14 protein-coding genes and 2 tRNA genes are annotated in these 19,492 nt (G+C 46.9%); 3 read left to right on the top strand and 13 right to left on the bottom strand.

The features are described from left to right. Positions 1–74: 74 nt before the first annotated feature. The 5 genes from alr to ACZ449_RS23065 form a co-directional block, all read right to left on the bottom strand. Positions 75–1,193, bottom strand: coding sequence for an alanine racemase (alr, locus tag ACZ449_RS23085; protein ID WP_464258387.1), 1,119 nt, complete (start codon positions 1,191–1,193; stop codon positions 75–77). Between the two features lie 31 nt (positions 1,194–1,224). Then, a complete protein-coding gene (locus ACZ449_RS23080) occupies positions 1,225–2,586 on the bottom strand; it encodes an amino acid permease (protein ID WP_464258386.1) in 1,362 nt (453 codons plus the stop codon). Positions 2,587–2,681: 95 nt separating this feature from the next. Then, positions 2,682–2,876, bottom strand: a complete 195-nt coding sequence (locus ACZ449_RS23075; protein ID WP_464258385.1) for an aspartyl-phosphate phosphatase Spo0E family protein — start codon at positions 2,874–2,876, stop codon at positions 2,682–2,684. Positions 2,877–2,899: 23 nt separating this feature from the next. After that, positions 2,900–3,556, bottom strand: a complete 657-nt coding sequence (gene hypB, locus ACZ449_RS23070; protein ID WP_464258384.1) for a hydrogenase nickel incorporation protein HypB — start codon at positions 3,554–3,556, stop codon at positions 2,900–2,902. A 3-nt stretch (positions 3,557–3,559) separates the two neighbouring features. Then, entirely contained in the window at positions 3,560–3,901 is a 342-nt protein-coding gene (locus ACZ449_RS23065) for a hydrogenase maturation nickel metallochaperone HypA/HybF (RefSeq protein ID WP_464258383.1), read from the bottom strand. Positions 3,902–4,185: 284 nt separating this feature from the next. Here ACZ449_RS23065 and ACZ449_RS23060 point away from each other — a divergent pair, with 284 nt between their 5' ends. Beyond that, positions 4,186–4,467: a small, acid-soluble spore protein, alpha/beta type gene (locus ACZ449_RS23060; protein ID WP_464258382.1), complete on the top strand. Its 282-nt coding sequence runs from the start codon at positions 4,186–4,188 to the stop codon at positions 4,465–4,467. A 140-nt stretch (positions 4,468–4,607) separates the two neighbouring features. On the opposite strand, the gene ACZ449_RS23055 is transcribed toward ACZ449_RS23060, so the two are convergent. The 6 genes from ACZ449_RS23055 to ACZ449_RS23030 all read right to left on the bottom strand — a co-directional run bounded on the left by ACZ449_RS23055 (position 4,608) and on the right by ACZ449_RS23030 (position 9,476). Continuing rightward, positions 4,608–6,578: a penicillin-binding protein gene (locus ACZ449_RS23055; RefSeq protein WP_464258381.1), complete on the bottom strand. Its 1,971-nt coding sequence runs from the start codon at positions 6,576–6,578 to the stop codon at positions 4,608–4,610. A 138-nt stretch (positions 6,579–6,716) separates the two neighbouring features. After that, on the bottom strand, positions 6,717–7,409 hold the full coding sequence (locus ACZ449_RS23050) for a TerC family protein (protein ID WP_464258380.1): 693 nt from the start codon (positions 7,407–7,409) through the stop codon (positions 6,717–6,719). A gap of 436 nt (positions 7,410–7,845) precedes the next feature. Then, positions 7,846–8,784, bottom strand: coding sequence for a dipeptidase (locus ACZ449_RS23045; RefSeq protein ID WP_464258379.1), 939 nt, complete (start codon positions 8,782–8,784; stop codon positions 7,846–7,848). A gap of 124 nt (positions 8,785–8,908) precedes the next feature. After that, positions 8,909–9,106: a hypothetical protein gene (locus tag ACZ449_RS23040; RefSeq protein ID WP_464258378.1), complete on the bottom strand. Its 198-nt coding sequence runs from the start codon at positions 9,104–9,106 to the stop codon at positions 8,909–8,911. A gap of 132 nt (positions 9,107–9,238) precedes the next feature. After that, positions 9,239–9,329 (bottom strand) — tRNA-Ser (locus ACZ449_RS23035). A gap of 58 nt (positions 9,330–9,387) precedes the next feature. Beyond that, positions 9,388–9,476 (bottom strand) — tRNA-Ser (locus ACZ449_RS23030). A 500-nt stretch (positions 9,477–9,976) separates the two neighbouring features. Between ACZ449_RS23030 and ACZ449_RS23025 the strand changes: the two genes are divergently transcribed. Both ACZ449_RS23025 and ACZ449_RS23020 read left to right on the top strand, forming a co-directional pair. Continuing rightward, positions 9,977–10,924 carry a magnesium transporter CorA family protein gene (locus ACZ449_RS23025; RefSeq protein WP_464258377.1) on the top strand — a complete coding sequence of 316 codons (948 nt, stop codon included), beginning with the start codon at positions 9,977–9,979 and terminating at the stop codon, positions 10,922–10,924. Positions 10,925–11,164: 240 nt separating this feature from the next. Continuing rightward, positions 11,165–12,055 carry an LPP20 family lipoprotein gene (locus ACZ449_RS23020; protein WP_464258376.1) on the top strand — a complete coding sequence of 297 codons (891 nt, stop codon included), beginning with the start codon at positions 11,165–11,167 and terminating at the stop codon, positions 12,053–12,055. Between the two features lie 53 nt (positions 12,056–12,108). Here the strand turns inward: ACZ449_RS23020 and addA are convergent, their stop codons facing one another. Beyond that, the gene (gene addA, locus ACZ449_RS23015; protein ID WP_464258375.1) at positions 12,109–15,864 is read right to left on the bottom strand and encodes a helicase-exonuclease AddAB subunit AddA; all 3,756 of its coding nucleotides are present in this window, start codon (positions 15,862–15,864) and stop codon (positions 12,109–12,111) included. Further along, positions 15,864–19,343, bottom strand: coding sequence for a helicase-exonuclease AddAB subunit AddB (addB, locus tag ACZ449_RS23010; RefSeq protein ID WP_464258374.1), 3,480 nt, complete (start codon positions 19,341–19,343; stop codon positions 15,864–15,866). The genes addA and addB overlap by 1 nt, the downstream gene beginning before the upstream one ends. Positions 19,344–19,492 lie beyond the last annotated feature (149 nt).

The following is a 19,492-nucleotide window of genomic DNA, read 5'->3' as shown; positions in this document are numbered from 1 at the left end:
TACAGAAAGTTATTGGCAATCACCCCCCTTACATAATATTATGGCAATCTTTAAAATAGTACAATTGTTTTTTGTTAGTCAACCTGCGGCACATATACACGCGGAACCCGCTTGCCCACCATACATACAAGTTCATAATTAATTGTCCCTAAAACATCGGCTACTTCATCTGTCGTTAATGCCGGCGTACCAAACAAAATAGCAGTATCGCCACTCTTGACACCAGCAATACCGGTAACATCCGCCATACATTGATCCATACAGATTCTCCCCACCAAGGGAGCGCGGCTGCCATTAATGAGAACATCTGTCCGGCCAGATAGCAGCCTTGTCCAACCATCGGCATAGCCAATCGGCAAGGTGGCAATTTTGCGCTCACTATCGGCGATATAAGCTCGGCCATAACTAATGCCGGTTCCGGCTGCCACAGTCTTTACATGAGCTACCTGGGCTTTCAAACACATCGCAGGTTTCAAAGTCACATTCCGTTTTACTTCAGGCGAAGGCCACAGACCATACATGATAATGCCTGGGCGAACCATATCCAGATGCGTCTCCGGCATTTCCAACGCGGCCGCACTGTTGGCAATATGCCTAATGGGAATGTCAATTCCCTTGTCCTTTATGCGGTCAAGTGCTTGTTGAAATCTACCATACTGCTCATAAGCATAGGACTTGTCATCCGCATCAGCAGTGGCAAAATGCGAAAATACGCCTTCAATCTCAACCCCGCTCATTGCCGCAACCGCCGCCGCAAAATCACCAGCCTCCTCAGGCAATATGCCAATCCGCCCCATGCCTGTATCAATCTTGATATGAACTTTTACCTTTTTGCCTGTTTCCATTCCAGCCGCCGCTAATGCCCGCACGGCTTCCATGGAATACACCGTCTGCTCAATGCCATACGCAGCCACCGTTTTAGCCTGCTGCTGCGGCGTATAACCAAGCACCTGAATGGGCACCAAGAAACCCGCTTCCCTAAGTTCAATAGCCTCGCCCAAAATGGCTACTGCCAGCCGGTCAGCACCTGCAGACAACACGGCACGTGTTACAGCTACTGCCCCGTGACCGTAAGCATCGGCCTTGACCACCGCACAGAATTTCACACCAGGCTTTAGACCTTTTTTTATTTCCCTAACATTGTGTTTAATCGCAGACAAATCAATTTCTGCCCACACCGGACGTTCAAGCATAACTCATCAACCTCCCAATTTACCATTACCCTCACGACTTGCGCCACCGTACAGGGTAAACAATCATCAAGCCCAGCAGCCAAACCGGACCAAGCCACAGCGCCAGCGCCGTATCAGCATCCTGGCTCATAATAAAAACTACAAGAGCCAGGATTAACAAACATAAGATACCTGATAGGGGATATAAGGGCATCGGATAGACCAGTTTGGCTGCGGCTGCCGGCTGCAGACTTCGCCGAAACTTGATTTGAACCAAAAGAATGATCGCCCATACCCACAAACAGGCAAACGTACTCATACTAATTACATACGTAAATACTTTTTCCGGAATAAGGTAATTAAGTGCCACGCCGATCATTAAACAAGCAGCAGAAACCAGGACTCCCCAGACGGGAACCTGGCTATTGTTCAATTTACCCAGAAATGCAGGCGCCTCACCTTGCCGTGCCAGAGTATAGAGCATCCGGCCAGTGCTAAAAACGCCACTGTTACAGGAAGACAGCGCTGCTGATAGCACAACAAAATTCATTATGTCGGCAGCACCGCCTATTCCTAATTTTTCAAATACCGCTACAAACGGACTGCCAACTTGACCAAGCTCAGTCCAGGGATAAATCGACATAATAACATATAGTGAACCAATGTAAAATAATAGGATTCGCCAAAATACTTTATTGATAGCTGCTGGCAAGGTCTTCTCCGGTTCTTTCGCTTCTCCGGCAGTAACGCCAATTACTTCAATGCCCACATAAGAAAACAGCACTATCGCCAGAGCCATAATCACCCCACTAGTACCATGCGGAAAAAAACCACCATGCTGCCAGAGATGTCCAATCCCTACAGGCACACCACCATTGCCAACACCAAACAAAATCATCGCCAACCCACCCAGAATTAATACAATTATGGCAATAATTTTGATTAACGCCAACCAGAATTCAAATTCGCCATAGGCTTCTACTGCTGCAAGATTAACTCCTGTCATGATGATTACCGCCAACAACGCCGGAATCCATTGCGGCAATTCAGGCCACCAGTAATTTATATACACTCCCACGGCAGTAATCTCAGCCATGCCTGTCAAAACCCACATAAACCAATATGTCCAGCCTGTCAAGTACCCAGTCAACGGTCCAAAAAAACGGTGGGCATATGCGCTAAATGAGCCAGCCAGCGGGATAGCAACAGCAACCTCCCCCAGCGCCCTCAACAAACAAAAAACCACAATCCCACCAATAAAATACGTAACTAACAATGACGGCCCAGCGGCTTGGATTGCAGTGGCAGAGCCTAAAAACAGTCCTACACCAATCGAACCACCAATCGCGATGAGCTGAATATGACGCTCTTTGAGCCCACGCCTGAGCTCCTGTGGGTTCTCCTGTCTATGCAATATCAATTCCCTCCGCCGCAATTACTACCCAAAGAAGGCAAGCCTTCCCCTACTACTATATACTTGCGGTCGCAGGCTTAGAACTTTGTTTTTTCTTATACCGACGCCAGCTTATCGACTTTCTTCCGGCGGATATTGGCTAGCTCATACTTGACAATAAGTTGATCCAGGTAGACGCTAAGTTCAGCGACTTCGTCGTCAGTAAGATCACCTAACTTCTGTTCCACTAACAGATGCAGTCGCTCACGCACAGCCTCAATTTCCCGCTCCATTTCCGCCAGACTAGCCACAATACCCCCCCTAATTATTCTGCTTATTTTCGGAGCAACCGCACCTGCTGTTTAAGCCATTCTAGCCATTCGGTTACGCCTGCCCCGGTTCTGCACGACACCTGTAACAGTGCAGCCTGGGGATTTAAGCCGCTAATATCTCGCACAGCGCAATCTATAGCAAAATCAGTATAGGGGAGCAAATCAATTTTATTCAAAATAACCGCTGCCGACTGCCTAAATACAAGGGGATATTTTAGTGGCTTGTCTTCCCCTTCGGCAACACTAAGAACTACCACCTTAGCATGCTCCCCTACGGCAAACTCAGCCGGACAAACCAGATTTCCGACATTTTCGATGATCAGAATATCCAGCTCATTCAAATCCAATTGGTTCAGGGCCGACTTGACCATTGTCGCATCCAGATGACAACCGCCCTCAGTGTTGATTTGAACTACTGGTGCTCCATAGGCAGCAATGCGGTCAGCATCTTTGGATGTATATAAGTCGCCTTCGATAATGGCTATATGAAACTCATTCTTAAGCAGGCTTATCGTCTGCTCCACAAGGGAGGTTTTGCCACAACCAGGAGACCCCAACAAATTGACTGTAAAAATCCCCCGCCTTGTCAACATAGCGTTTATCTCAGCAGCCACTTCTTCATTCTTTTCCAGGATATTGCTCATTACGGTAATTTCCAAGTATTACTCTACCTCCACACTTTCTACTTTTAGTTCACGCCCGGTTATAATTTCCATAGCATGAGAACCACAGCTTGCACAAGCAAAACTATATTTATCAATACTGCTTTCGCTGCCACATTCTCGGCAGTGTCCTGTTAGCGGAATTATCCGGATAGATAAGCAAGCAGACTCGGCCATTGTTCCTTTAGCTAACGCGGCAAAGCCAAATTCAAGCGCCTCTGGCACAGTGCCGGTAAGTTCACCCACGATTACTTTAACGCCCAAAATACGAGTGGCGTTATAACCAACCGCTGTACTTAACACAATATCTAGTATCCCTTGCGCAATTGCGAGCTCATGCATCGTCAATACCCCTACTCCAAAATAATTGTTCTACTATAACTACCCATTTATTGGATTTAATCTAACTAATTCTTCATCGTTCTGTAAATTCCTTCCATGAAAAATGTATCATTTTTAACGTTAGCTATATACAACGTGTTAAAAACTTTTGGAGGTAGGTGATGTGTTGGCAAGATTGTATAATAGCTGGGTTTTTTTTGATTAATTAACATAATCTTTATAGAATAACGTGTATTTGTACCGCAAATACTAGGATTAGAAAAATTTCAGGAGGTGTTTATTCTATGGCTAGAAGCAACAAACCTGTTAATCCTGGTGCCGAAAATGCGCTTGATCGCATGAAAATGGAAGTAGCGACTGAACTAGGTATTAGTGACCGCGTACGCAGCCAAGGCTGGTCAACCATGACTTCAGCCGATTGTGGTCGGGTAGGTGGTCATATGGTTCGCCGGATGATTGAACAATATGAATCGTCCATGGGTGGACAAACCGGCACTACTGGTGCCTCCACTACCACTACTACTTCGGGTACACTAACTTCCCAATTCGATGTTAACAACAAATAACGACAGACTAACAACAAAAGGCGGCCTAGCCGCCTTTTGTTGTTAGTTGTATCCGCTTTGGTTGGCTAATCCCTTAATTCAGCAATCTACGCTACTCCTATATAGTAGATTATCCATCTGGCAATATTGTATTCTATATTCTATGATTCAAAATATACGATAATCTCGGTGCCAGGCTTGGCTGGTGTATAGGGAGCAACGCTTTGCTTTACAACTGTGCCAGTACCCACAGGTACAAAGGTGAGTCCCAGCTCATGCAAGGTATCCCCAGCTTCCCGGATGGACTTGCCTGCAAGCGAGGGAACAACCACATACCCATTTGGGATTTCCGGGGGCGGCCCAGGGTTAACCGTCACATCTGGCCCAGGTCCCGGTTCCACTGTTTTTACTGGTGGAAATACATAGTTGCCTTCACTGGGGTGAATATTTAACACTCGCATAACCTGCGTCATAATATCCTTAAATACCGGCGCAGCAATTGTTCCACCATAGTAAATACCACTAGGGTCATCAAGTACAATCAGCGCCGCTACCTGCGGATCATCAACAGGTCCAAACCCAGCAAAGGAGGCAATATAATGTCCGGCTAAATAGCCGCCGCCGTTAGGATTCAACTTTTCGGCTGTACCTGTTTTTCCAGCGAAACGGTAGCCCGTAACGGCACCCAATTTACCACCGCCTTCACTAACTACCTTCTCTAGCAAAGCGGTCAGGGTACGCGTTGTTTCTGGACTAATAGCTTGTCTGACAATAACCGGCTCAAAGGTTTCCGCCAGCGTGCCGTCCTCATTACGGTATTCTTTAATAATCCGGGGTTTTAGCAGTACACCATCATTAGCAATAGCCGCTATAGCTGCCGTAAGCTGCAGTGGTGTCACCGCAATACTTTGTCCAATCGACATGGTTGCCGTGTCGCTATCCCGCATCTCCTTAGGATCAAACAACAGACCCTCGGATTCCCCTGGCAATTCTATGCCTGTGAGCTTACCAAACCCAAAAGCCCGCGCATAGCTTGTCAGTTTAGCCGCACCAACCCGCAGCCCAACTTCAACAAAACCAGTATTAATAGAACTCTTGATAATCTCAGTAAATGATATATTGCCATAGCTTTCGTCACTCCAGTTTTTGATCTTCCGACCGGATACCTCCACATACCCCTTATCAACAAATCGCTCGTCAGGCCGAACCTTGCCTTCCTCCAGTGCTGCCGCCGCAATAACGGCTTTAAAAGTTGAACCTGGTTCATACACATCAGACACAGCCCGATTTTTCCAGGTATCCGAACTATAGCTGCCAAATTGATTAGGGTTATAAGTAGGACGGCTGGCCATGGCAAGAATTTCCCCGGTCTTTGGCTGCATAATAATAACAGTGCCGGCCTTAGCACCAGTCTTAGCCATAGCCTCATCAAGTGCCCGCTCGACAATGTATTGAATGTTACTGTCAATCGTCAGGTAAATTGAGCGTCCCTTTTTTTCTGGGATAAAAGAAAATATGGATTGGAATATCGGTGTTCCATAACTGTCTGTATCAATAACCTGTTTGCGCGTCTGGCCCTTAATCACCTTATCAAGTGACATTTCAATGCCTTCCAGACCGACATCATCTATGCCCACAAATCCCAATATCTGGGCTGCGAGCTTGTCATTAGGATAATAACGTTTACTTTCCTCAATAAAACCCAGTCCAGTCAGCTGATGTTCTGTTATAATCGCAGAAACTGCCTTGGATACGTCCGGCTCTAGCGTACGTTTGAGCCAAACAAAACGCGCTCCCTCTGTTAATCGCTCCTTAATATCTGCGGGAGTTACACCTAGAACCGGCGCTAATAGCACCGATAATTCTTCTGCATCTTTTACTTCCTGCGGATCAGCGTACAGCGATTTATTTAGACTGCTTACCGCTAATTGCTGTCCGTTCCGGTCATATATCGCACCTCGTGGCGACTGCATTACCCGACTTTCACTAAGTTGATCCTGCACCCTAGCACTTAGCCGCTGCCCTTCGCCGAATTGAATCCAGGCGATTCTTCCCGCTAACGCAAATAGTCCCAACATGGTTATGGTTAAAAACCAAGCCAGGCGTTTTTGCATACTTACTGGCGTTGCCATCTATAGTCAGCCCTTCCTTGGATAGAAAATTCTTTTATAAACTATTCGGCATAGAGCCTCAATACCCTGCAAAAAAAGAAAGGACACCGCATCCAAACGCGGTGTCCCCAGCAGTACCCTTGCATCTGCAACTTTCTATTATTGCGCCGAATTCTCCTCTTTGGTACAGGCTTCGGTACCCTTTTCTTTATGTGCACTCTTCCACCAGAGACCTACCGCTACTACCCCTACCGTAACCGCTGCTGGCAACAGCCATTCAGGCATAACAGCATGAATAACCGGACCAATTTTTTCATCAGACATCATCATTTCACCGGCCGTCCAGGCAATAAGTGCAGCTCCAATATACACAACGATCGGGAATTTGTCCATAATTTTAATAATAATTTGACTGCCAAAAACAATCAACGGAATACTGATAGCAAGTCCTAAAACAAGCAGCACATAATCGCCTTTGGCTACTGCAGCAATGGCCAGGGTATTGTCAAGACTCATAACCAAATCCGCAATAATAATGGTCTTAACAGCCCCCATGAATGAAGTATTGGCTTCAATATCTTCGCCGCCATCATCCTCCATAAGTAATTTAGCCGCAATCCAAATAAGAAGTAAACCACCGCCAAATTGAACATAGGGAATTTGCAAAAGTACAACTGCTACCACTGTTAGCATAACCCGCAGGACTATCGCCCCGCCACTACCCCACAGGATGGCCTGCTTTTGTTGCTTCGGGGGTAAAGAACGGCTAGCCAATGCAATGACCACTGCATTGTCACCGCTAAGCACAATGTTTACCATCATAATACTAGCTAGTGCTACCAAAAACTCCATTTTCCGCACTCCTTTTATTGTTTCTATGTAGCACTGGCTGGCAAAGACACTCTATCTTATTATCTGATTTTAGTATCATCTATCAAGATGTGCTACGATAAATTTATTTTACTCCCCTGTATTCGAATGTGCAAGTCCCTAAATGACAAAATATTGTATAAATTTTACTTAGTTTCTGTCGGTATTTGTATGTTCCTGTTTTAGTATTATATTTCCTACTTTTGTAGTGTTTATTCTGTATAAAAAATAAAAAAACAGGCAGCAAGAACAATGCCATTTGCCTGTATATATGTATAATTATTCATATGCTTTTGGGGAAATAATGTTTTATCTGGTTCTATTATCAACTACTAGTATCTTGGGGTTACTTAAGTACCCTTGCGATGCGTTTTTCTGGTAATGATTGTCGTTTAGTTCACATAATGTTCTAGATTCATTACAAGGTATCCTTGATCACTCTGAAAGCATTTTTCCAGCATATTTTATCAATTTCCGCCTGACTAAACCCCGTTTTCCTCAAGGCGTCTACCAATTTATTCATTTCACCGGCATGAGCCAACTCCAGTTCTGAGCTAATGCCATCAAAGTCTGACCCGATAGCAATGACCTCGCTTCCACCTACTTTATAGATATGTTGGATATGAAGAACCATGTCCTCAACCCGGCTGATCGGCGCACTGCCCAAAAAAGATTTCTCAAAATTAATCCCCATAACACCACCCTTTGTAGCTAACACCTTAATCATCTCATCAGTCAGATTACGAGGATGGGCGGTTACAGCCCACGCATTAGAGTGGGAAGCTACAAACGGTTTTTTGGTTAGGGAGGCTACATCAAAAAAACCTTGATTCGATAAATGAGATACATCAATCAGCATCCCCAACTGGTTCATCTCTGCTATAACTTCCCGACCAAATGGTGTAAGCCCCCGCTCACAGCAATCTGGCAAGACGTTAGGGTAACCAATCTCATTAGGATAGTTCCAGGTGAGCGTAATTAGCCTGACGCCAAGACGATAGAAATTGCGCAAATTAACCAAATCACCCTTAAGCGCCCCGCCTTCCTCAATCGTCAAGAAAGCCGATATCTTCCCATTTTCTTGATTTTGCTGGAGTTCAGCATGATTCCTGGCTAGCGCAATATACTGATTATTTTCCCTCAGTTCTTGGTAAAAGCGGTCAATCATCCTCAATGCCCGCACCAACGGATCACCATCTGTCTGCAAATCAATAAACATGGCAAAAAACTGAGCCTGAGCCTGGCCTGCCTGTAGCTTCTCAATATCTACGCTAAGCGAGTTACGATAAAGACCCTCTGTCTTAGGTTCCTCCATTAAACGCATAATAGTATCACAATGTAAATCAATGCTTTTCAACTGACCGCCCCCCTCCACTATCCTTTGACATCTTCCAGAACTCGCTTCCATAGTTTCCTGCCTATCGCGGCTTACCGCCTGGCGTAATATAATACTATGAAACTCATCTATCGGTCATGAATCCTTATTCGCCTTGTTCTTCCTGCAACACAGTACCTGCGGCAAGCTGCTGGCTAAATTCATCAAACTCGGTCCTATTCATGATCCCGGCCGTATTCAATTCCTCCCTGAGCTCGTCCTGGCTAAGCCCTCGCCATGCTTCATACTGGTACCTGTCAATCAACATATTGTTAATAAGATAGCCTAATAAGATATCTGCCATATAGTTGCTCCTCCTATCAATTATTTTTAGATACAGTTATACTATAATTAGTATAACCAAAATAACATCATTACTTTTAACATAAGAAAACGACTACCAACCTTTCGGTCGATAGCCGTCTTCTCTTACGCTTGGCGGAGTGGCAGGGATTTGAACCCTGGCAGGCCTCACGACCTCTAACGATTTAGCAAACCGTCCTCTTCAGCCACTTGAGTACCACTCCATGTGATTAAGCTGTTTAGATTATAGCAAATGCTCTGATATAAGTCAATTGACTTATATGGCGGAGGGGGTGGGATTCGAACCCACGGTCCCTTGCGGGATCACTGGTTTTCAAGACCAGCTCCATAAACCGCTCGGACACCCCTCCGAATTGAGCACAGTTAGTATTATAGCAAACGCTAAGACCGCTTGTCAACAAAACAACCATAGGTAATTTCTATCTGTTTTATCTTCCTATTTGACTTGGCGCACGCTTCTCAATTCTAGGTAATACACTAATACATAGAATTGAGAATTTAGAATCATTCTATAACTAGCTTTCATATCTTATATGAATAAAGTGCCTTATGCCATGGCGAGGTTAAAACTAGGTTATTTTTTTATAAAAGGGTTGACTATTAAGGTAAACAGAATTATATTCATTATAGAGCTATTTAAAGATAATCATTAATATTTAAAAGGCAGGTGAGATAGATGGACGTAGGCCGACCTAGTTGGCGTCTTTTGTTCAATTTAATAGAAATTAGGGGAATATTACATTTTTCTCGCCGAATTTATCTGCGTATACCCCTTAGCAGCCTTAGCTAAGGGTATCTGATTGACTAGGCAACTTTCGCATTCCCCTAAAAAGAAAAAAGGGGGAGCATTATGCTTAAAATTTATCGCAGCAATTGTACACAGCTTCAGGAACTTACGCTTCAAACGGTGGAACGAGGTGCTTGGTTTAATTTGATCAACCCAACGCCGGAGGAATTAGAGCAAGTGGCAGCCACTACTGGTAGTCCGCTTGACATCCTTAAGGCAGCCTTGGATGAAGAAGAACGTTCCCGTATTGAGCTTGAAGAAAGTCATATGCTGGTTATTACCAATATTCCCGTTACGCGGGGTCATGATAGTTATGATGCTTTGCCATTAGGCATTGTGCTTACTAGCGACTACATTATCACTGTCTGCCTGGAAACTAACGAAGTCTTAGCTGATTTTAAGCCTGAAAACCACCGGGTATTTAGCACCTTTAAAAAGACTCGCTTTCTTTTTCAGATATTGTATAAATCAGCCACTTTATACTTGAAATACTTAAAGCAGATTAACCGCCGCACAGATGAAATAGAACGTTATCTGCGCCGTTCTATGCAAAACGAGGAAATTTTTCAGCTGCTAGAGCTGCAAAAAGGCTTAACCTATTTTGCCGCGTCCCTGCGTTCTAACGGCATTGTTTTAGAAAAGCTTTTGCGACTCCGTTCTACCAGCCAAGCACAACATCTGATTAAAATGTATGAAGAAGATGAAGACCTATTAGAAGATGTTATTATTGAAAACAAACAGGCTATTGAAATGGTTGAAATGTATAGCCGTATTATGAACGGTATGATGGATACATTTACTTCCATTATCTCAAACAACCTTAACCGCGTTATGAAATTCTTAGCCTCAATGACCATTATTTTAGCAATACCGACAATGGTTTCAAGTTTTATGGGAATGAATGTCGATGTACCTTTTGGGAGCAACGGTGGCTTTATCATTACTATTTTCTTTGCTATGGCCATTACCGCACTTAGTGCTTTTGGTTTATGGCGCAAAGGTATGTTTTAGTAATAATAGTAAATTATAAGCAAAAACTGGCGTGTTTCAGTTTTTGCTTTTTCTTATTGTCTTGGCAATCTCTTATCGTATTATCAGGGGTACATGTTCCCCTAGCAGGAAAACAATCCTGTTTGGCGAATTATTATACAAATTTCAGAATACGTAAGTGCCACTAACCTGAGTATTACCGATGTTACCAACAGTGGTATTCAGGCTATGCTCAAATAGTAAAACAAAGGAGCGTTTCCCATGATTAAGAAGACGTTAGTCTATATCACTCTCTGCACAATACTGCTCGCCGGATTACCGCTGCTTGGCAGTGCCAACACCGTCACTACCAAGGTAAATGCAGCAGTAACCGCAGTTGATCAATTGGGCACCAAGGGTTCCGTAAATTGGGATCAAGCCACTGTGGAAGCGGTCGGCTTTGGCGTACCATCAAGAATAGCCAAGTCCCCAGCCCAAGCCCAGCTTATGGCTAGACGCGCAGCTATTGTTGATGCCCAGCGCAATCTGCTGGAAACCATTGAAGGTGTTAAAGTAGATGCTGAAACTACTGTACAAAACTTTGAACTCGCCAATGACGTTGTAAAAACTCAAGTATCTGGTATGGTTCGCAATTCCAGAATTATTAACGAGCAACAGCTTGCTGACGGTACATATCAAGTAACTATGGGTATTAATCTATACGGTCAAGGCAGCCTCTCGCAAATAATTACCGATGCGACCAAACCAACTACGCCGGTTCCACTGCCTGCCCCGTCGTCTTCTTATACACCAGTAGTTCTTCCCGAATATACAGGCCTGGTGGTTGATGTAACCGGCCTGCCACTAGTCAGGGCCATGTCTCCGGTAATCTATGACAATACTGGCCGCCCCATTTATGGTCATACTAATCTTATCCCCGATTATGTTGTATCACACGGTATGATTGACTATATGTGTACTCCTGAAGATATTAGAGCCATTGATCTTGGTCAATCCCGTGCCGGCGTCAGCCCAATTATAGTAAAAGCCCTCGACCTCCGCGATCATGATGTAAATATCATTATCAGCCAAGCTGATGCCGACAGGATTCTTGCCGCCAATGCACAAGGCAACTTTCTCCCCAAAGCCATGGTTTGTGTAAAACAGTATTAATAAGAAATACAACGGACCGTGTTGAAACTATAGTTTCAACACGGTCCGTTTCTTTACCCTAAAGCATCCACCCTAATCGCTCGTCCCAACCGGAACGCATAGATGTACTGTTCCTTGACCGATCGTCCGAGAATGCGCTCAATCGCCAGCGCATACATGCTAAGCTGCGCCGCATACGTAGCGACCAATTCATCGGCTGAAGAGGCACTATCGGTCTTGTAATCAATCAGCACTAAGCCATCGGCTTCGGCAAATAAACAGTCAATAATTCCCTGCACGAAGATTTGTTCCCCGCACCCTTGCAGATCAGGATAAAATTTTTCGGCTGGCATTAGCAGGCTAAACGGCATTTCCCGCCACACCTCGTTGGCTTTCGTCAACCGTTGACCAAGCTCAGACGCAAAAAAGGTAGTAATCAAACCCGCATCAACCTCTGCTGCTTGACCCGCCGGCAAAATCTGCCGAACTTCCAAGGCGCTGGCCTGTTCAGTAATAGCTTGATTAGCAAAATTGCCAGTCAAATCAATATGCTGCATAACAGTATGCAGCATCACCCCATATTCCACCGGTGTCATCCGTGATGCGGCTTGCAGGAAACGGGGCCGCGCATGCACTGTCGATGGTTTTGGTGCAAATACGACCTCAGCTTCTTCCCGTTCCACAAGCTCAAGGCGCCGTTTGATCTCCGATACTGACAGTTTGGCTGGTTTACTAACAGCAGCCGCGCAGGGATATTGCCAGTTTAACAGAGCCTCCACCCACTGGGTGTCAGTACCACATTCAACCGCTTCCAACTGCCGGACAGCCGAGAGTAACGTGTCGTCAGCCTGACCAGCCTCTGCTATCGGTTTAATATCTGCCGACTTAACTATTTTGATGTTCCAGGACGAAAGCTGGCCTGCTAAGTCTGCCACTGGCTTGTCGGCGCATTCACCATACTGGCGAATAGCCTCACCGTCACTATGCCGAGCCACTGCCATACCAACCCACTCCAGATAACTCTTGGCTTTTATAACTTGGCTTGCTGGTAATTTTTCTGTTTGTTCACCCACTGCCCGGCACCAAGCACCACATTTTTGTGAAAGCTTCTTGGCCGAACCAACTAAAATGAGTTTTTCTCTGGCCCGTGTCAGTGCCACATACAAAATTCGCTGTTCTTCAGCCTTGGTCTCCAGTTCAAGCTTATGAGCAATACCCCAGCGAGCTGGTGTCGGATAGCGGAACCGTAGCTCAGGCAACGTAACATATGGTCCCACACCCAGCTCTTTGTGACACAATACCAAGCCAGTCGAATCCATAAGGTTAAAATTTTTCCCCATATCAGCAACAATAACTACCGGAAACTCAAGCCCTTTACTTTTATGAATACTCATGACCCTGACAACATCTTCACTTTCACCTAACGCCCGGGCAACTGACAAATCAGAATCCTTATTCTTCAGCCGCTCAATAAACCGCAAAAAGCGAAATAGTCCCCGGAAATTGGTGGTCTCATACTGACGGGCCCGGTCATACAACGCCCGCAGGTTAGCCTGCCGCAAAACGCCCCCCGGCATCCCACCCACGTAGTCATAGTAACCAGTATCCTGGTAAATTCGCCAAATAAGCTCAGCCACGCCCTTACGTCGTGCCAAATTACGCCAAGTTGTCAGTTTAGCCAGAAAGCCCTGCACCTTAGTGGAAACAGCCTCGCTCTGGCTGTACGCCTGCACTGCCGCCCACAGACTGCCTTGTTCCTGGCATAACCGCAGTTCAGCCAGTTCATTGCCTGTCAAGCCAAACAGTGGCGAGCGAAGTACTGCTGCCAGTGGAATATCCTGGTGTGGATTATCAATAACCTGTAACAACGCTAGCATAATAGAAATTTCAGTTTCGGAAAAATAGCCGGAATCCAGCTCTGCATAACAGGGAATCCCATTTTGCCGCAGCCTGTCCTGAAGTGCCTGAGCCTTGCCCTTTACCGAACGCAGCAGAATTACAATATCACGATATACTAAGGGCCGATAGCCGCCCACCTGTTTATCAAACGCCAAATAACCACTGTTCATCAATTCCTGAATGCGTCCGGCAATAAGGACAGCTTCCTCTTCAAAGGCACTTAGTTCTTCTTCCGGTATGTCGCCAGTCAATTGGCTGCTTTCCTTCTCGGTTTCAGACTCTGGAGTACTGACCGCTTCGCCGTCGTCAGCGAGGCCCTCTTCTTCCGCTTTCTCCCGATCAACCATAATAATCTCAACCGGCCCTTGCAGGCTGTTTCCTTCAACCACCGGATAATCAGGGCCAGGATTAAGCTGCTCTGCCAGCCCATAATCAAGCTCAGCCGTGCGCGCTGTCATCAGCTGGCCAAACAGGAAATTAACCGCATGAAGCACCCCAGAACGGCTGCGAAAGTTTTTACTTAAGTCAATGCGTTTGCAACCCGCCCGTTTACCACTCTGATAGCCATGGTACTTATCCATAAACAAGGCCGGCTCTGCCAAGCGAAAACGGTAAATGCTTTGCTTAACATCGCCTACCAGGAAAAGATTAGGCTGCTCGCCGCTCGCGACAAGCATAATAATTTCCTCCTGTACTCGGTTAGTATCCTGGTATTCATCGACCATTATTTCGCTAAACTTAGCCTTGAGCTGGGTGGCAACCGGCGAAGGCTTGGTCCCCTCCTGCTCTGAATCGGCTGCGCGTAATACCGCCAGGCATAAATGCTCCAAGTCATTAAAATCAACAATACCTTTTTCCTGTTTCGCTTTGGAAAACTTCAATGCAAAATTCTTGACCAGTTGCACTAAGGCGACCATGAGCGGCGCAACCTGACGCAAATCATCCACAAGCTCTGAGCCGCTGCGTTCAAAGTAAGCCGACTTGGCATCAGTTATTCGCTTTTTGGCTTTGTTGCGCTGGCCTTGAAAATAGTCCTTAACCTCTTTAGGCACATCTTTGCCAACTGAGGTAATCCGGGGAAAACTCACCTCTGTCACAGCCTTGGCTAGCTCTGCCCACGATACCCCCGCAGCTACCAGCAGGTTATCAATAATTTGGATATCTTCGGCAAAGGTCTGCGCGTACGCTGTTGGCTTACCTGGTCTGCCAACCTCCGCCATTAGCGCCAATAGCTGCTGGCGGGCATCTTCCCAGTCCAGTTGTATTTTATCGCGCACCAAACCCGACCAGGGAGTATCATCAAAGGTTGCGTCAGTCGGCAAAGCAAAGGCACTGGGTAAGCCTGTTAACCAACCATCTGGCCAGGGATGGCTGCGGGAAAACTCATATAACTTCAGCACCAGCCCAGCCAGTGAATTATCGCTATCCTCATCCCCATAGTGCTCAATGAGCATCATAAAATCAGTATCTGCCTGCGTGTAGCCTTCCTCAAATACAGCCTCAAGCACATCACTCTTAATTAACGTTACCTCGGTGTCATTGGCCACCCGAAAATTAGGCTCAATATCTAACAGATAAAAATACTGGCGAACAATACTTTGACAGAAGGCATGTAAGGTTGAGATATTGGCAGCATTGAGCAGCACCAGCTGACGCTCGACATGGCGTCTAAGCTCAGCATCAGTGAGCTCCGGCTGTCTGAGCACAGTATTTAAGGCTTCTCCAATGCGACTGCGCATCTCATTAGCCGCCGCATTGGTAAAGGTAACCACCAGCAAACTATCCACACTCAGTCGTTCCGCTGGATCAATAATCCGGCTGATAATACGTTCCACCAACACCCAGGTCTTACCTGATCCGGCAGCTGCCGCCACCAACAGATTGTAGTTACGGGTTTCAATCGCGGCTTGTTGCTCAGGAGAACCTTGCATTACTCCCCGCCTCCTTTCTGTTGACGCAATTTGTCCATAATAGTCTCATCTGCCAGCTTAGGCAGCGCCAAATAGTCATTTTCCGGCAAATTGCCGTCAAACTGGCATACTGGCCGGAAGGCGCAATAGCCGCAGGGCGTGCTTTTCTCCAAACGGTATGGTCTGATGACTGTTTCGCCGCCCAGAATAGCAGCCGCTATTGCCAGCAGTTCCTGCTCCACATGGGTTAATAATAGTTTGAACTCTTCCCCTGTTTTGAGCTTATCCATACAGCTTTCGTAAAACCCATTTTTACCTACTGCAATCTTAAAAAAGTCAGACCAGCCGTTAAGCGTTTCATCCAGTAAGCCGGCAATATCCGTATCAGCCAGCAACCAGCCTGGCATCTTGAGGCGACTGTTAATATCTTTTTCTATTTGCTCCGCGGTTTTTAGAGTTGACCCTGAAATAACAGGATTTTTTAAAAAATAATATAATACCCCTGCTGGCAAACAAGCCTTGGAACCGTGCTGAGCACTCACCGCCACCAACAGGTATGTTAACAATTGCAGCTTGAGTCCATAGTAAACTTCAGTCAGACTGAGCCACGCCCCACCCGATTTATAGTCAATAACCAGTACATAATTTTGGTTGTCATACTCTCCCATGTCCAGGCGGTCAATCTGTCCAGCCACTTCCACAGCAGCTTCCGGTAAAGCAAGCGTAAGCGGCGGCAACGCCGCCAGCCCCCGGCCAAAGGCCTGTTCAAACGCTACTGGTCGAAACTGGCTAACCTCTGCCCAGGCCGCCAGACGACTGACAGCCCTGACAGCCCGACGCGTCAGCCTTGTGACTAAATGCTCATGCTGTTTGCTGCTAAGCAGTATTTCATTCTGCAGCTTGGGTGCCAATTGGGTGACAATGTCACCACACAATTCACTAATCTGATTGCCGGTGAGCCCACCCCAGCTTTGACTACGCGCAGCCAGCCTGTCACCAAACGCCTTCAAAACAGCATGCAAAAACTGGCCCAAGTCTGGTGCCGCCAGTTGATAGACAGCCCGCTCCTTAAGCTTCAGTCCATACTGGGAAAAATGCTTAAAAGGACAGGCGCGAAAAGCCTCAAATCTAGTCACACTGCCGCGCAGCACTCCATTTCTCATATATAGGCGGCCAGGCAAGTCCGGCTGCAGCGGTTCCAATTGGTTATGATGAAATAACCCGGCTAAGCTCACCCTGAGCGGTTCACGCCATTGAGTCTGCGTAAGTGCCCAGTTATAAACATCCCACCAGGCCGGACTAATAGTCCCGCTCTCTCGATAGAGCCTGAGCGCTCCGGTTAGAGCCGCCAACGCTCGCTGCGGCCTGGCAAGGTACTCAGCTTCCCGTCCTGCCGGCGGCTCGACTGGCAGCGCCACAGGCAGTACGCCAGTAATTTCTTTTAAGCGTCTGATAATGGCCGAAGGTGCTAGCGCTTTGCCTTCGGCATCAGCCAGCGGATAGCTGACCCACAGGTGCTGACTGGCTCGCGTCAGAGCCGTGTATACCAAAAACTGTTCAGCAAAGACATCAGACACTGCTCCGCTGCCAAGTTCCAGTCCCAACTCCCTTAATAGTGCCCGTTCGCCATCATTCAACAGCCCCTCGTCCCGGCGGCGGCGCGGCAGTACGCCATCACTCACCCCGGGAACAAACGCCGCTTTTATTTGCAACCGCCGTGTCCGTTCTAAAGCGGCAATAGTAACATAATCAAGCCCTGGTGGAATCAAACTAAGCGTAGTGCCCTCCAAACCTTCACTGACAATAGCGGCAAACTCCTCCAGTGTTAGCGGCTGGTCAGCAAACGTATCCACAATCTGATCTAACAATTCAATTAATTTGGGCCACATCTGCTGGTGTTCCCGGGCCTGTTCAATATCTCCAGCTGTTTCGGCGGCCACAGCCCAAGCAGCTAGCGTATCAGCCACTTGTAAGCTTTGCAAAAATTCGTAGAGAGCTTGCACTAGCGCCACCGGTACCAATCCCAGCTTTATAGCTGGGGTTACTTTTTCCGCCAACAGTACCAGCGCAGCTGTGCTATCCTTGCGAATGGCATTAATTTGGGCCAGATATTCCTGCTCGGCATCATCAGGCTCAGCACCAATCCATTCATCTTCAGCCAACGAGTAGCGGCGACGGAACGCCCAGTCTTCCGGGTTTGTCCACCGCGAACCGCGAATACCAAACTCTAGGCAGTAGTTCTCCAAAAGGTCCACCTGGTCGCGCGACACCGGAAATAGATCTGTTTTTAAACAACGAAAAACAGGCTCATAGCTCCATCTTTCAAGCACAACATCAAGCGACGAGCGCACCAATTCGGCCAGCGGATGATGGACTGCCGGCCGATTGTTGTCGCTGAAATAAGGGATATCATAATCGGTCAGCACGGTGGCCATTAACTCAGCATAACTATCCATGTCACGAATAAGAATAGCCATATCTCGCCATCGTAAGCCTTCCTCTCGGCTCAATCTGATCATTTCACGGGCCATGGCCTCGGCCTCTGTCCGGCGGTTGGCCGCTTCTGCCAGTAGAAAGCTATTATCCGGAGCCGCCGGCTTGAACCGCTTCCTACCGCCAAAAAACTGTTGTTCAATAACTGCCAGCGCAGGTCTTACAAAACGCTGCGGCCTCAGAAGTTCCTGCTGCTCAACCTCTGCCTGCAGTTCAGCAGCCAGCTTTTTCAACTTATGATATGTTTCCCATTGACGGTGAAACAGCGCCTCTTCGCGGGAATGGAGCTCATTATCCGGCTGATCCAGACAAAGAGTTACCGTCACAGCCTGCGCCGTTGTAAGCATCGCTGTTAGTACCGCATACTCCTGCGGCGTAAAGAAAGTAAAGCCATCCACCCACACTTCAGCTTGTTGCAATAGTGATGCCTCAGGGATTTTCTCCGCCAACAGATTAAGATAATCCTCCGGATCAATATACCGTCCAACTAAAAAATCCTCAAATCCCTGATACAATAACGCCAAATCCTGCATTTTTGCAGTCAATGCCTGGTTTTTCTGGCATTCTTGCTCACTGGTTATCGTAGCAAGCAGTTCCGGTCCGACCCCATACGTTTTGAACTCTTTCACCAAACCCGCCACCGTGGCGGCAAAACTTTTTTCCGCAGCAGCCCGGGAAAGCAGTTTAAAATTGCTCTTATTCTCCATTAATAACCGGCTAAAAACCATGCGTTTACCTAGCTCTGAGATATGCGGCCTGGCGGCGCCACCAGTTTCATTAAGTACCCGGTGAGCCAGCCGGCGAAAGCCAAGCACATGAGCCCGCATAAAGCCCCGTCCCGGACAGGCAGCGGCCAGGGCCTGCTCGACTTCATAGGTAGCCTGTTCAGGCACAATAAAAAGGAGTGGCCGGCCATCAGGCGATTCGACCAGCCGCTCCACTATCTCCTGAAAACACTGCCAGGTCTTACCATAACCAGCCTGACCTAAAATAAAATTAAGTTTCATCCGCGGTCCCCCTATAACGTGCTACAGCTTTTGCAGGCGGGTGGTGTGTTGGCGAAAGCGGATTAAACGCTCCGTTGTGGAGCGTTATCAATACACCGCTCGCCTGCGCCTGTAATCTTCTTTACTGCGGAATATATAATTAGAACTGA

Source organism: Desulfosporomusa polytropa, assembly GCF_055380075.1.
Note: the sequence above shows the minus strand (reverse complement) of the source record. Positions and strands in the feature narration are given on the sequence as shown.